We start from the raw sequence: 14,580 nt of genomic DNA, 5'->3' as shown, positions 1-14,580 counted from the left end.
ACCGAAAACTAAAGATAGACTGCCGTAACGTGTTTAGGCCGTTACAGGCTCGGGTTTTTTCAACGCTTTTACTTTGCTGCTCAACTCAAGCCGGAACTGAGCCAGCTCTTTAAAACTCTGGATACACACTTTGAGCAGTTTCCATTTCAAAATCGATACCGTGCCCGTTAGCCGCTCCTTGTGCGTAATTGGAATATCGAAGGTGTTATACCCCGCTTTTTTTGCCATGACGGCCAGGAAAATATTGGGCGCGAACGGCGTTGGGTCTGGGAGCTGAGCCAGCAATTTGCGAAGGAATGTACCCCGAATCAGCCGGAATGGAATATTGCTGTCCATAATGTACGTTCCGTAAATAAACGCAATGCTCAGCCGGAGAATGCGTGTAATAATTAACCGAGCCGGGGCGTCATACCGTTCTTCCCGATAGCCCAGAATAAACGGCGACTCATTCCGTTTGGCCCATAGTTTTGCAAAATCGTCGGTAACGAACTGGTCGTCACTATCGGTCTGAAAGATATATTCTGAATCCAGCGCAACCGCCTGCCGGTATCCGTTGACGACCGCATTACCATGCCCACCGTTTGGTTGATGCACAACCATCAGCTTTGGATAACGGTCTTTTATTTGATCCAGGATAGCCCCTGTTTTATCGCGGGAACCGTCATTGACGACAATTAAACGGGTATTTTCGGTCGGGAACTGGCGGATCAACAAATCAGTCCACTGCTTGACAACAGCTTCAATAACTTCTTCTTCGTTGTAAGCCGGCATTACAATTGACAGCAGGAGACTCATACTTGCTTGACTAGTGAAAACGGATTAATGTACAATGATGCGGGCATCGGATAAACCAGAAATGAGTTATCAATTCATTTCTTACATGCGCAGTTGCCCGTGTTCTGGCTTGTACATTTACTAAATAAATACAAATATATGAAATTGTTAATGGCTAAATGGCCTGCCCGGGTAGTACCTTAGTGTGTGGTCAACCCACTAATGGCTATTAATCGAGTCTGGCTCACCATGGCATCAATAGGAGTACCGATCCTTCAAATCATTAATTGGTTTTTCGATCAGATACCACGAGAGGGTTGCCAGGATGATTGTGAGGGACAGATAAAAAGAAAACTGGAAGAAATACGAACTGTTTAGGAAAGGCATTATGTCCGACAACCGACGCCAGGCACGCACGGTGAAGTGCGTTGGCTGTGTATGAAACACATTGAATACGAAGTTGTGAAACAAATATAAGCCGTAGCTGATGCGGCCCATGTATTGGCTAACGGGGTGTTCGAGCAGCCACTTCATGGGACCTTTAAAGCCAATGATGGCGTGCCCGATCAGGAAGAAACCGATCAACGACGCGAAGAGCCGTTCCCAAACCTCCGACACAATGTTATGATAACCCCTGGGTGAGTCGATGGATATCCAGTTATTGAGGTAAACGATAGCGGCAAAAACGAGTATGCTGAGCCAGACGCCGATTGACGGGGTGAAAATCCGAACGAGCCAGTCGCGCCGGTATAGCCACCCATACGCCATAATGGCGCCGAGGCCAAAGGAATCCAGGCAGGTTGGTGTCGACACGTATTCGATAAACCAGGGCAGTCGAAGCCGGTACAACACATACCGTAGGGCCACGCTGCCAAGGATCATCAGAATCGCTGTCACGGGTATGAACCGGCGCGGAACGAAGAAGAGCAATAGGGGAAAAATGAGGTACACCTGCTCTTCAACGGCCAGCGACCATAAATGATCGACGGTGCCCATCCAGGTCTGGTTAATGGCAATGTAAATATTCGTACCATACAGTGCCAGCCAGCCGATGGTCCGGCGAACGGGCGGCTCATTGATCAAATAAAGAATGAACAGCGTAATGTAGTAAATGGGGAAAATACGAAGCGTTCGGCGGATGTAGAACGTTTTCAGGTATTTTCCCAGACCACCCTGCGGCTGGCTGCTTAATTTATCCTTACTCGACAGCAAAATACGGGTGATGAGAAAGCCGCTCAGGACAAAGAAAATAGTAACCCCTAATGCGCCGAGGGGTAACCCGTCAACCCGACCCACCATCCAGTGATCGAATAGAACCATCCCAACGGCCAGAAACCGGATACCGTCTAACTGCCGAAAGTGATTCAGCGTTGGGCGAGCGGTTGTCGTTGTTGGCATGGATGATTGACTGGATGAATCGGGCGAATGACTTTGATTATGAACCAACGGATAATTTGATTAACAGATAAGAATTTGACTTCCAGAATTTACCAGTTTTTGGCTTCTACTGTTGTAGGCGGACCGGATGAGACTATGGTTTGGTTTGTCGGACGAAGTTCGTAGGTGTTCGCGCGGGAAACAATCAGAACAAATAACTGATACGCGCCTGCGTCCATTGCTGCTGATTGAATGGTGCTCTCAAAGCCATTCGTGAATAAAGAACCCGGTCTAAAACGCGCCTTCAGAATCGACTGCTGGTTTTGCCAGACAGGAAATAAATACGTTCGTTTTGGCGAACGGGCCACTACGTAAGCCCCGGCATCAACGAGTCCCTGACTGGGTATAGTTGTATTTTTTACCGCATATCCGCCCTGTATTTTGGTTATGAACAGGGAAACCGGTGCTTGTCGCCCCGGTCCGTATAAGACCGGCAAGGCCTTCTCGTAGAAGGCCGGGGTTGGTGGCGTGTACCGTTGCGAAATAGAATCGGACGAGAAGGCCGGACTATTTGTGGAGTGTGTCGAGTTGAATTGATTGGCCGTATTCCAGTGCCGCCACCAGATCGTTTCGTTGAGAAAGGAAAAATAAGAGAGTACCGCAAAGAGCACACTACTGACCAACCCGCCCATCAGCCACCAGCGCAGGGCCGGTTTAGGGAGCATGGCTGCGCCGTACAGGTATAAAAGCGCCAGCCCGGTAAGTGAATACATTTTATACCGACTTGTGATGAGCAGGTCGATTCCCGCTCCGGTGCGTGCCCAGGCAACAACGGCTGAGGTGCCCAGAATAAACGCGGCACAACTCCAGAAAAACACAGTGATTGACGAAAGGGAATAGACGGGCTTTCCGGCAGCTACTTTGGGCGATACGAAACGATGAACCAGACTACTCACCAGCAATCGATTCGTCAGGAGGCTCCAGCCCACAATACCTATCACAAACAGAGTCATCAAGCCACCGAGCAGGATACAGGTTCGGAGCGGAGAATTGGTCGGTAGTGCTTCAGCAGCCGCGCCAATAACGGCAAACCAGCCTTTGGTTAAATCAATTAACCCGGGTTTAACATACTTCACACCATCCGGTTTTTCGAAGCCGGCAAAATAAAGTGCCACCACTATAGCCGCGCCAACCAGCCAGCCAAGGATAGGGCCATACGCTGTACGACTGCCCTTTCCAGAATAAGCTGGTAAGCGCAGTACAAGAATCAGGAATCCCAATGGCCAGACCATCAGGCCGTTACCGCTCGTTATCGTAGCCAGCACACCCGCCACGAACGCAAGCCGCCAGTGGGTCGTATAACTCAGGAAGTAGAAAGCCGCGATTACCCACAGCACAACCGAGAAGTTTTGCAGGGCCGCCATACCCCAGAACATGTTTTCCCACTGCGACAGATTAAAAAGAAGCCAGGCGATGGGCACCGCGTAAAGCGCTGACTGATCGGATACATCGGGCCGGGAGCGACGAAGGGCCGCCATGAAAACCCACAGTAAACCAACCAGACTTAAATTGCCCACCAGCATCAGGTGGACGTAATTCAGTTTACCAAACAGCTGATAGTCGAGTGTCGAAACAAGCCGGTCGAAAACGATTCGGTGTTCGTTGTGCTGCCTGAAAAGCTGGTAAATCTTGCCGGTCAGTGTTGATTCCCGGTCAAAATTGAACAGGAAAGCTCGTAAGGCATGGTCATCCCACTTGGGGATATTTACGGCATACTGTTGCCAGATCAGCCCGAAAACCAGAATGGGGAGCACGAGCAACGCCCAGCCCAGCCCGGGCAGCCATCGTTGGGTTGTCGACGGCTCACCGAAGCGATACGTATTGTTCGTTGCTGGCTGTTCTGTTGTCACAATTAATACCGGTATTTGGTGCCTTCAAAGTCAAAAATCGTAATGCGCTTTCCTGAATTTCCCTTCACCAGAATAATTCGATCGGTCTGGGTAGTATCCATGCGCTGGTAATAGGTCGCGTCTTTAGGTAGGTACAAGTTCGTGTATTGCGCGTCGATAATCGAGTGGGTAGTATAGGTATTTTCGACTTCATCGCGGGGGGCCGTTCGGGCGGATGGATACAGAACGGTATCGCCCGGCATATACATTTTTTTTATCCGATCAGCCGCCGTGTTATACGGATTCGCAATCCGATAACGCCCATAATAGGTGTATTTGGGTGCCTGATCTTCATAAATTCGGTACAGCAATTCGACAATGTAATAACTCTGAAGCAACAAAACCGCTACCAGGGTCAGGCGCAGGTAGGTAGGCTGCCGGAATACCTGGCGGATGATCAGGCCAACCAAAATCACGCTATATGGGAACGAAAAGCCCGAGTACCGTTGCATAAGCCCATACGTATGGTCGTTGCGGAATGCGATGGCAATGATAAAAAGTGTTGGAAACGTACTCAGTACAACGAGAAAAAAGATCAATCGCCGATCGGACCGATTGGTGTAATCAGCCGCTGCCTGATACAACAGGTAGTAGAAGATGGGCGCTGCCGCTGCCGCCAATAGCCGGAGCGATGGAATGGTGTAGAGGGCAAAGCCAACTAACAGCAACGCCGGAACGGCGATGCTTACCCAGATTGGAACCGTGCGCCCTCGGCCAAAACGATGAATAATAAAGACGGCAATACAGCCCAGCGCAAAAGCGATGATGAGATTTCGGAACGCCAGCGTTTCGGAAGAAAGCCCATTGGAAAACATCATCAAATCGGCCCAGAGCGGAATCGACTTCTTGACGACATTAGGAATCGTTGCGGGCAAAATAATATTGAAGCCGTTGTTGTACGGATTTGTATACGCAAGTCCCCGGTAGAGTTGGGCCTGATACGCTAATGTCTGAAGCGTGTATTTGCCCCCGCCAAAAACAAACCACGGAAGGATCAGGCTCACCGTAGCACCGATAAAGCTTAATCCCAGGCCAATGTACGTTTTTAAATCGCGATTGAACAGCAGCAGGTAAATACCATGACACATAAATACCGTGACGGCCAGATAATGGCCCAACACTGCCAGGGCAAACGACAACCCATAACCGACATACAACCCAACAGGCGTTTTCCCTTCGGCGCGTCGGTCAAGGATGCGCAAGAAAAGATAGGTGCCCAGCATCGTGATAAAGATGGTCATGCAATAATTGCGGGCCATGTGACTGTAGGCAATAAAAAACGGTTCGACAGCCGACAGAAAGGCACAGAGGAGGGCCAGCGACTCCGACCGGAAATAGCGCTTCGTCAGTAAATAGGTCAGGCCAACAATGAGGGTGCTGAAAATAATGGAAGGCATTCGGATGGACAGGTCGCTCATGCCGAAAAATTGGACCCAGGCCCAAAGCAGGGCATAGTGCGACGCACTGTTGCCGATGTCGTTTTGAATAATGGCCCGGATATAGTCGTTGAGGTGTTTCTCTTTCCAGAACTCCTTCGGGGTAAAGTACGTCTTGCCGGGGGTAAAGAAGACATCGTGCTGGTTGAAGCCTTCAAGCGATACCCCGGCGATATTGATCAGGGTAAATTTCTCATCCAGATAAAGGCCATGAACACTGGACTTATAGAGTCGAAGCCCCAGAGCAAGAACTAAAATCAGAACAAGCAGTAAGCGTGGAGAACTTAACTGGGCAAATAAACCAGAACGACTGTCGTTCATCATGCGGTCAGTAGTGAGTAAATGCGGCATTTGGGCGCAAAGGTAAGTCACTACCTGCTGGTTTTACAATTTCAGGATCGTGAATTCTACTCGTCGGTTCAGTTTGCGCTTCTCTTCGGTTTCGTTACTGGCTATGGGTTTGCTGGGTCCCCAGGCTTTTGTCTGGATACGAGCGGGGGTAATTCCTTTGTTCAGCAGATACTCCTTCACGACCCGCACCCGGTCTTCGGCAAGCTTCATATTTGGCTCCCAATCGCCCTGATTGTCCGTATGTCCTTCAATGAGTAGCTCCATATCCGGGTATTTTCCCAGCATGTCTACCACGCGGTCCAGTTCCGTATCGGCGCCGGGTAACAGCGCAAACTGGCTCTGCTGGAACAGCACTTCCCGCATCGTTATTTTTTGGCCGGGTTCTATCTTAACCAGCAAAATGCTCTTTCTGATATCGCGGAACCGTTTGTCTTTCGTTAAGTCAATAGTTTCAGTGGTCGGGAAGTAGCCTTCCCGGCTGGCAGTGAGGACGTAGGCTTTCTGGGTAGGCAGAATGAGCTTGAACTCGCCCGAATCAGGATTGTAGTCTACTTTTTCCAGTCCTTTCTGATCGCCAACTACGCTCGACACCACCTGGGAAGCAACGGGTTTTTTACTTTTCGAATCAAGCACCGTTCCGGTGATAATGGCGACCGGGTCGGGTTTGATGGCAGGATACAGCTTTAGTCGAAAAATATCGTCTTCGCCCAGCGAACCGCCCCTGGAACTCAGGTAAGCATAGTCGCCAGAGGCCGGAATGGTAAAATAACCGTCCCATTCATTTGTGTTTATGCCTGGACCGAGGTTTTCCGGTTCGCTCCAGTTTCCCCAGGAGTCATCGAGCCGACGGGAGACAAAAATGTCGCCATTGCCCAAACCAGGATGACCGGCCGATGTAAAATAGAGCGTTCGGCCATCGGCCGCCAGAAAGGGTGAACTTTCAAAATCGGCCGAATTGATAACGTTCCCTAACGATACCGGCTCTGTCCAGGAATTATCTGCTTTCTGTAAAGAGACATAGAGATCCCGGTCACCCCGGGTATCTTTTCGCTGAACGGCCAGAATAATGGCCCGACCGTCGGGCGAGACACAAAACTCAAGTTGGTTTTTCTCGTGAAGGTTGTAGTTGTTGGCAATCCGGCACTCAACGGGTTGCGACCATCCCGCTTTTGTGCGCGTCGATTTCGATATGCCGAAGATCATGCCGCCATCCGGACGGTACACATTAATGAGGTAGGCGGTTCGCCCATCGGTAGACATACCGCTGATGGCATTATCGCCTGCGTTGTTGATCGGCGAGCCAATATTTACGGCCTCGCTCCAGCCGGAGGGATTTCCGCCCACGCCAGACTCAAGCGTTGAAAACCAGACATCCTGCCGGTCAGACGATCCAATGTTTGCCTTGTTGAAGTTTCGCGTGAAATAGAGCGTTCGGCCATCGGGCGAGATAACGGGTGCCACTTCCTGCCCCACTGAATTGACCGTTTTGCCGAGGTTCTCTTTCTTGATCTCTTTCGGGATGTCTTTGGAGACGACGATGTTTACGGTAATGGGTTTGACGTCCTCAGAGAGACCAATTCCGTCGATCTGATTCAGTCCTTTAAGGGCTGCTCCATTCATCACCACCTTCACCTGCTGGCACACTAAGGCTGAATCTTTGGGGAAAATACGCAGGAATGGGTCTGTGCGGGGCTGAATGCTGGTTGCTTCGTAGACGATATGTTCAGCCCCTTTTTCATCAATGGCAATTACTTTTACAATAGATCCTGCGTTTACATTTTCGGCTACCACAATCTGCCGGGCCCGCATGGGTTTGGCAAAGCCGACCTGAATCCATTCGTCGGCTGTACCATCGGCATAAAACGGTGCCCAGGCGCATGGACTTTCGCCCACATCGGGTAACTTGTTCGGGCGTCCCAGCGCCTGAATGGCTTTATATTGTTCGCCGTAGTTTTCCCCTTTCTTTTCGGAGGATACGCCAACGACCCTGCTTGCCCATTGCACAGAACCGGCTGTTTGTCGTTGGGGTTCGGCCTTACCCTCCGATGCAGGTTTTGATTCTGTTGGGCTGCGTTCGTCCGAGCGCGGTCCAACGGAACGTAACCCGGTTTGTTGTGCAAGCCCCGCAAAGGAAATGAGCAAAAGACTGCTAAAGAAAAGGTTACGTTGCGAATGCATAAATAAGCGCTCTATAAGCTCCAATATAAGCAGCAAATTCTATTGAAAAAAAACATACTTGATGAGTGGGAAAGTCCGCTATGAGCATGACCGCCTTACTATTTCTCTACGCAACGACTGCCTAATTGGTCATCACCCGATATTCCCAGGGTTTCATGGTTACGATCATTTCCGGCTTCAACTCAACGGGTTGATGGCTGAAGACGTCGGTATATGTTCCTGTGTAGCCATCGCCCCCCAAACGGATTGTTTGCGGTTTGTCGCCCAGGTTCAGCACAACCGTGACGCGGTCATTGTCGCGCTGCCGATAAAAGGCATATACCTTGTCGTCATGATCGGTCGGGATCTTCATCAGTTTGCCACCTGCCAGCCCATTCCAGAGCGCACGATTACGGTGCTTCAGGGTTAGTAAGGTCTTGAAAAAGTCACTTTTTGCGTAGCTTCCCCAGATGATGGTGTCTTTCTCAAAAAAGGCCAATCGCTTATTCAGGTTGGCTTCCATGCCATTATACACCAGCGGCATGCCTTCCAGCGTACTGCTCAGCACAAAAAAAGCATCGGCCGATGGGCCAAAGGATTCGGCCAGGGTACCATTGTGCGTGTTTTCGTCATGGTTTTGGGTAAACAGCATCTGATAGTACCACTTGGGAAAGCGTTTCTGATTGGCTTCGCGGAGGGAGTCGATCTTATCGGCCGTGCGAGCCCCTTTGGCAACGGCTTTCATCATAGTGTGCATGCTCCAGCCATAGTTCATGTTAAAACAGCTCTTGAACTGCTCGGGCTCATCTTCCCACTCAGCCAGCATAAACACTGTCTTTAATTTGTCGAGCTGTGGGCGCAGTTCAGCCCAGAAATCATTCGGAACAAAGCCGGCTACATCGCAACGATAGCCATCAATACCGCATTCTTTGACCCAATATTGCATGGCGTCGATCATGCCTTTACGCATAGCCGGATTGTTGTAATTCAAATCCGCAACATCGGTCCAGTCGGTTGGTTTACCCGTTTTTGGGTCTACAGGCGTTGTCATTTTGCCATTTACCTTCGTGTACCAATCTGGGTGCTCAGTTACCCAGACATGGTCCCAGCCCGTATGATTGGGTACCCAGTCCAGAATAATCCGTAAACCAAGAGCGTGTGCCCGGTTCACCAGTGATTTGAAGTCGTCCAGAGTACCATAGTCCGGATTCACATTTTTATAATCGGCAATGGCATAAGGACTGCCCAGCGTGCCTTTCTTATTTTTCTGGCTGATGGGGTAAATAGGCATTAGCCAGAGAATATCCACACCCAATTCTTTCAGGCGGGGCAACTGGGTTTCTATGGCTTTGAAGTTTCCTTCAGGCGAGAACTGGCGCGTGTTGACTTCGTAAATGGTTGCATTTTTGGCCCAGTCGGGGGCGGGTGGCGCCCCCAGCGTGGTTGTATCGGTATCTGAGTTCTCTTCTTGGCTTGATTGACTATTGCGGCAGGCAGTTGTCATCAACAACGCGCTTAGCAAGACGGTCAGGTACGATTTCTTCATGGAATTGATTCCAGTCAATTAGATTAAGCGTTACGGAAAAATGGTCAGGCTACCAGTGGATGGCGGCTATTCTTCAATTGGTGGATGGCGTTCAAGGGATCTTTTGCGCCGAAAATGGAATTACCCGCCACCAGCATATCCGTACCAGCACGAAGCAACGCATCAGCATTGGCCAGACTCACACCGCCATCAACTTCAATAAGGGCGGGGCATTGGTTCGCTACTAATACTTGTTTTAGGTCTGCAATTTTCCGAAGCGTATGGGGTATGAAGGACTGCCCGCCAAAGCCCGGATTGACCGACATAATCAGAATAACATCGATCTGCTCGAGTACATCGAGCAGACCGCTGACGGGCGTGTGCGGATTCAGGGCAACGCCAGCTCGGCAACCCAGCTCCCGAATCCGGGTCAAGGTTCGGTGCAGGTGCGGACAGGCTTCATAGTGAACGTGAATGACCGAAGCACCACCATTCGCAAAAGCATCGAGGTAGCGGTCCGGGTCCGTGATCATCAGGTGCACGTCAATCGGTTTTGTGCAGTGCTTGCGAACAGCCTCTAGGAGCGGAAAACCGAAGGAGATATTCGGAACGAATACACCATCCATGACATCGAAGTGAAGATAATCAGCTTCACTTTGGTTAACCAGTTCCAGATCGCGTTGAAGATTGGCAAAGTCGGCCGCAAGCAACGAAGGCGCAATGAGAGGCTGTGTCATAGACTATAAGGAAATCACCATCAGGGGTTAGGCAAACGTTGTGCGTCCGATCAATCGTAAAAACGATTCACCACAAAAGGATTACCAGGGACGCACCACTTTTTTTATCCCGTAAAAGTACCTTTTTTTGGATGAACGAAGAAACAAAACCAATGTTGCCCGTTTAGAATTATGAGTAGTCGACAGGTAATAAGGAATAAGTGGGGTAAGTCCTGTATGACGGACCCACACCGGTGTTGCTTCCACGACAGCCGCTTACAACCTAGGACTGACTCATTTACCACGTATTAAGCCTATGAATCCCCAGGAACACATTGCCCAACTGACGAATCGCCTGAACTATTATACCCATCAATACTACCAGAATAGTGTTTCGGAAGTAGATGATTTTACATTTGATAAATTATTAGCGGAATTAACATCGCTCGAGACGCAGTATCCCGAGTTTCGTCAACCCGATTCACCGACAGCCCGAGTTGGGGGCACCATCAGTAAGGAGTTCAAGACCGTGTACCACCGGTTTCCGATGCTTTCGCTGGGCAATACCTACTCGGAGGAGGACCTTGTCGAGTTCGACAAGCGTGTGCAGAAAGGATTGAATGGGCAACCCTACGAATACATCTGTGAATTGAAATTCGACGGTGTCGCGCTGAGCATGACCTATGAGAATGGAGTGCTGGTGCAGGGAGCCACGCGGGGTGACGGTGTTCGGGGCGACGATATTACCAACAATATCCGGACAATTCGCACTGTGCCGCTACGGATACACAAAACCGATGTACCGGCTTTATTCGAAGTTCGGGGCGAGGGCTTCATGCCGCTGGCCGAATTTGAACGAATCAATAAAGAACGGGAAGACATTGGTGAAGCCTTGCTGGCCAATCCACGCAATGCCGCATCCGGAACGTTCAAACAGCAGGATTCGGCTGCCGTAGCTAAACGGCGTCTGGACTGCTATCTGTACTCGTTTCTGTCGGATGCCGATGTTTTTCAGACACACGAAGAAAGCCTGATTGCTCTGAAAGAATGGGGCTTCAACGTTTCCCAAACCTGGAAGAAATGTCTCGATATCCGGGAGGTAATGCAGTATATCAACGAGTGGGACACGAAGCGCTACGAGCTGCCGCTCAATACGGATGGTATCGTCATCAAAGTGAATCGCTACGATCAGCAGCGTGATCTGGGCTATACGGCCAAAAGTCCACGCTGGGCCATTGCCTTCAAATACAAAGCCCTGGCCGCCAGTACGACCCTGAACGGAATTCAGTACCAGGTTGGGCGGACAGGAGCCGTAACGCCCGTTGCCTTACTAACTCCCGTATTACTGGCCGGAACCATTGTCAAGCGGGCGTCGCTCCATAATTCAAACGAGATTGAGCGGCTGGGTATCCAGCTCCACGATACCGTTTTTGTGGAAAAAGGGGGAGAAATCATTCCGAAAATTACGGGTGTTGACCTGAACCGGCGGACCGATAAAAGTGAACCCATCATTTATCCGACAACCTGCCCGGCCTGTGGAACGGCCCTGATCCGGAAAGAGGGCGAAGCAAATTTTTATTGCCCCAATGAACGCGGCTGCCCACCCCAACGGCAGGCCCGGTTCGAGCATTTCATCCAGCGGAGGGCCATGAATATCGAGAGCCTGGGCGAAGGGAAAATCGAATTGCTCATTGACCGGGGCTTGGTGCAAACACCCGCCGATCTGTATAAACTGACGACAAACGACTTACTGGGCATCGAAAAAATATTTCTCGATGAGGAAACAGGCAAAAAGCGAATCGTCAGCTTTCGCGAAAAAACGGTCGAAAATATCCTGACGGCCATCGAACGCTCGAAAGCACAACCCTTGCCGAATGTGTTGTTTGCGCTGGGCATACGGTATGTGGGAAACACCACCGCCGAAAAACTGACGGATTATTTTGGGTCGATGGACGCTATCATGAACGCCAGTTCAGAAGCGCTGCTGGCTGTACCCGACACGGGGCCGCGCATTGCCGAGAGTGTGGTGGCGTGGTTTGCCGATCCCGACAACCGGGAGTACGTAGAAAATCTCCGGGCGGCCGGACTGCAATTTGTCGGCGAGAAAAAAGTGGTGGAACAGGAGGGTGACTCGCTGGCTGGAAAAACGTTTCTGTATACGGGCACCTTCGAGAATTTCAGCCGCGAGGAGCTCGAATCCCGTATCGAAGCCAATGGTGGCCGGCTGCTCAGCGGAATTTCCAAGAAACTGAATTACCTGATTGTCGGCGAGAATGCAGGTCCATCCAAGGTCGAGAAAGCCCGAAAATTAAACGTCCCTATGATTGGCGAAGATGAGTTTATGGCCATGCTGGTGGTGTAAACTCAATTGAAAATGAATTGGTTATCTTTGTGCGTACGATAAACCCACCAAAACATGGAAGCATCCAACAACTTTGATAATATCCGTCAGATTCTTCAGGAAATTGCGCAGAGCCAAAAAGAAACGGACCGGATAACGAAACAGAATGCCAAACTCATTGGCGATATTGGTAACAAGTTCGGTAGCTTTACCGAAGGCATGGCGTTTCCTTCCATGGAAAAAGTACTGCGTAAGCAGTTCGGGATGACAACGATCACCACGAACTACAAAACGGAGTACGGCCCCGATACCCTGGAAATTGACGTGCTGGGCCTGGCGAATGGCGACGTAAATACAGTTGTTTTGGTGGAAGTGAAAAGTCATCTTAAAGAGCGTGATATTGATCAGTTGCTGAAAAACCTGGATCGGTTCCGGCGGTTCCACCCCGAGTACGCCCACAAAAAACTGTTCGGTATTCTGGCCTGCGTGCAAGGGGCCAAAGAGGTTCGGGATAAGGCGATGGCTGCAGGTTTGTACGTAGCATCTATCCATGATGAAGTATTTGAGTTAAAAACCCCCGCCTATTTCGTGCCCAGAGATTTCTCGCTGACAATGACGGCGTAAACGCACGACTCCAGCCTAAATTCACGTAACTTTGCGCTAATAAATTCCTGTTTCCAGTTAACTAATGGATACTCGTAGCCAATACGGTAAATTTCACGGCGTAGGCGTCGCCATTGTGACGCCCTTCCATGCCGATTATTCAATTGATTTTGACGGCTTTGGCCGCATCGTCCGGCACATCTCCGATGGGGGCGTTCGTTACATCGTCCTGCAGGGCACAACCGGCGAATCGCCGACGGTGACTAAACAGGAAAAGGCTCAGTTGTTGCAATACCTGAAGGAAAACAACCCAAAAAATCTGCCCATCGTTTTCGGAGTAGGTGGTAATGTTACGGCCGATGTCGTGTCGGGCATGAAAGACATTGATTTTGACGGTGTCGATGCCATTTTATCCGTCTGCCCGTACTACAATAAACCCGGCAAACGGGGTGTCATCGAGCATTTTACCCGTGTGGCCGATGCCAGTCCGGTACCAGTTATTCTGTATAATATTCCCTTTCGAACCGGCATCAACATGAGTGCCGAAACGATTTGCGAACTGGCCCAGCACCCGAATATTATCGGGGTCAAAGAAGCCTCGTGCGTGATCGAGCAGTGCATGGAAATTGCCCGCGATAAACCCGATGACTTTTTGCTCATCTCGGGCGACGATGTACAGGCTGTACCCATCATCAGCATTGGTGGCGTCGGCGTAATGTCGGTTATTGCCAACGCCTTTCCGGCCAAATTTACGGGCTTGATCGAAGCCGCGTTGCAGGGCGATTTTGCCTTTGCCCGAAAAGAGCTGGGGCATTTCCTACGCATCGATCCGCTTCTGTATGAAGAAGGAAACCCAGTAGGTGTAAAGAATATTCTTGAGTTAATGGGCCTTATGTCGGCAGAGGTTCGCTTACCGTTGATGAAAGCATCCGACGACCTGAGTGAACGCCAGCGTGCCGTACTTCAGCGTGATAACCTTCTGGAGTTGGTGGCTTAGGACGCTTTATTAAACTTCGATTAAACGTACATTCTGTAAAGCAAAATGACGATTCCGGACTGGAATCGTCATTTTGCTTTACAGCTAAAGGCTTTGTCAGGAGTTTCGGCCGCCACCGCCAAAAAGCTTCGACACAAGCCAGATGACAATGCCAAGAACGACGATAACCCCGATAATACCCGTGTAAGCACCAGCTTTGAATATATCGCCAATGGCTGCACAACTGGTCAGAAACAGGGTCAGGAAGACCGCTACAAGAGCAGATGGAAAAAAACGCAGAAGAGTTTTCATAAAACGTTGACTGGTTATGTGTAGTTAGTAGCCACTCGCCAATCGGCGAATTGTCAATAAAAC

11 protein-coding genes are annotated in these 14,580 nt (G+C 50.1%); 3 read left to right on the top strand and 8 right to left on the bottom strand.

Features of this window, described 5'->3' with window-relative positions:
• Nucleotides 1-33: 33 nt before the first annotated feature.
• The 7 genes from ACYVAM_RS21110 to rpe form a co-directional block, all read right to left on the bottom strand.
• On the bottom strand, nt 34-795 hold the full coding sequence (locus ACYVAM_RS21110) for a glycosyltransferase family 2 protein (RefSeq protein ID WP_461070676.1): 762 nt from the start codon (nt 793-795) through the stop codon (nt 34-36).
• A 234-nt stretch (nt 796-1,029) separates the two neighbouring features.
• Nucleotides 1,030-2,172, bottom strand: coding sequence for an acyltransferase family protein (locus tag ACYVAM_RS21105; protein ID WP_461070674.1), 1,143 nt, complete (start codon nt 2,170-2,172; stop codon nt 1,030-1,032).
• A gap of 89 nt (nt 2,173-2,261) precedes the next feature.
• Nucleotides 2,262-4,061, bottom strand: coding sequence for a hypothetical protein (locus ACYVAM_RS21100; protein ID WP_461070672.1), 1,800 nt, complete (start codon nt 4,059-4,061; stop codon nt 2,262-2,264).
• 2 nt (nt 4,062-4,063) lie between these two features.
• Nucleotides 4,064-5,887 carry a glycosyltransferase family 39 protein gene (locus tag ACYVAM_RS21095; protein ID WP_461070670.1) on the bottom strand — a complete coding sequence of 608 codons (1,824 nt, stop codon included), beginning with the start codon at nt 5,885-5,887 and terminating at the stop codon, nt 4,064-4,066.
• A 33-nt stretch (nt 5,888-5,920) separates the two neighbouring features.
• Nucleotides 5,921-8,065 carry an OmpA family protein gene (locus ACYVAM_RS21090; protein ID WP_461070668.1) on the bottom strand — a complete coding sequence of 715 codons (2,145 nt, stop codon included), beginning with the start codon at nt 8,063-8,065 and terminating at the stop codon, nt 5,921-5,923.
• A 121-nt stretch (nt 8,066-8,186) separates the two neighbouring features.
• A complete protein-coding gene (locus ACYVAM_RS21085) occupies nt 8,187-9,590 on the bottom strand; it encodes an alpha-amylase family glycosyl hydrolase (protein ID WP_461070666.1) in 1,404 nt (467 codons plus the stop codon).
• A gap of 44 nt (nt 9,591-9,634) precedes the next feature.
• The gene (gene rpe / locus ACYVAM_RS21080) at nt 9,635-10,306 is read right to left on the bottom strand and encodes a ribulose-phosphate 3-epimerase (protein ID WP_461070664.1); all 672 of its coding nucleotides are present in this window, start codon (nt 10,304-10,306) and stop codon (nt 9,635-9,637) included.
• Between the two features lie 295 nt (nt 10,307-10,601).
• On the opposite strand from rpe, the gene ligA reads away from it, so the two are divergent.
• The 3 genes from ligA to dapA all read left to right on the top strand — a co-directional run bounded on the left by ligA (nt 10,602) and on the right by dapA (nt 14,226).
• Complete coding sequence (gene ligA, locus ACYVAM_RS21075; protein ID WP_461070662.1) at nt 10,602-12,647, top strand: NAD-dependent DNA ligase LigA; 2,046 nt, start codon at nt 10,602-10,604, stop codon at nt 12,645-12,647.
• Between the two features lie 54 nt (nt 12,648-12,701).
• On the top strand, nt 12,702-13,250 hold the full coding sequence (locus ACYVAM_RS21070; protein ID WP_461070659.1) for a hypothetical protein: 549 nt from the start codon (nt 12,702-12,704) through the stop codon (nt 13,248-13,250).
• Nucleotides 13,251-13,314: 64 nt separating this feature from the next.
• Nucleotides 13,315-14,226 (top strand): 4-hydroxy-tetrahydrodipicolinate synthase, encoded by a 912-nt coding sequence (gene dapA / locus ACYVAM_RS21065; protein ID WP_461070657.1) that lies wholly within the window; start codon nt 13,315-13,317, stop codon nt 14,224-14,226.
• A 96-nt stretch (nt 14,227-14,322) separates the two neighbouring features.
• Here dapA and ACYVAM_RS21060 read toward each other — a convergent pair whose 3' ends face one another.
• Nucleotides 14,323-14,517 (bottom strand): hypothetical protein, encoded by a 195-nt coding sequence (locus ACYVAM_RS21060; RefSeq protein ID WP_461070655.1) that lies wholly within the window; start codon nt 14,515-14,517, stop codon nt 14,323-14,325.
• Nucleotides 14,518-14,580: the final 63 nt, after the last annotated feature.

It is taken from the genome of Spirosoma horti, assembly GCF_054776595.1.
Note: the sequence above shows the minus strand (reverse complement) of the source record. Positions and strands in the feature narration are given on the sequence as shown.

Excerpts from the sequence above, each read along its gene's own strand:
- ACYVAM_RS21110 (WP_461070676.1), bottom strand. The coding sequence starts at position 795 with ATGAGTCTCCTGCTGTCAATTGTAATGCCGGCTTACAACGAAGAAGAA.
- ACYVAM_RS21105 (WP_461070674.1), bottom strand. The coding sequence starts at position 2,172 with ATGCCAACAACGACAACCGCTCGCCCAACGCTGAATCACTTTCGGCAG.
- ACYVAM_RS21095 (WP_461070670.1), bottom strand. The coding sequence starts at position 5,887 with ATGCCGCATTTACTCACTACTGACCGCATGATGAACGACAGTCGTTCT.
- ACYVAM_RS21090 (WP_461070668.1), bottom strand. The coding sequence starts at position 8,065 with ATGCATTCGCAACGTAACCTTTTCTTTAGCAGTCTTTTGCTCATTTCC.
- ACYVAM_RS21085 (WP_461070666.1), bottom strand. The coding sequence starts at position 9,590 with ATGAAGAAATCGTACCTGACCGTCTTGCTAAGCGCGTTGTTGATGACA.
- rpe (WP_461070664.1), bottom strand. The coding sequence starts at position 10,306 with ATGACACAGCCTCTCATTGCGCCTTCGTTGCTTGCGGCCGACTTTGCC.
- ligA (WP_461070662.1), top strand. The coding sequence starts at position 10,602 with ATGAATCCCCAGGAACACATTGCCCAACTGACGAATCGCCTGAACTAT.
- ACYVAM_RS21070 (WP_461070659.1), top strand. The coding sequence starts at position 12,702 with ATGGAAGCATCCAACAACTTTGATAATATCCGTCAGATTCTTCAGGAA.
- dapA (WP_461070657.1), top strand. The coding sequence starts at position 13,315 with ATGGATACTCGTAGCCAATACGGTAAATTTCACGGCGTAGGCGTCGCC.
- ACYVAM_RS21060 (WP_461070655.1), bottom strand. The coding sequence starts at position 14,517 with ATGAAAACTCTTCTGCGTTTTTTTCCATCTGCTCTTGTAGCGGTCTTC.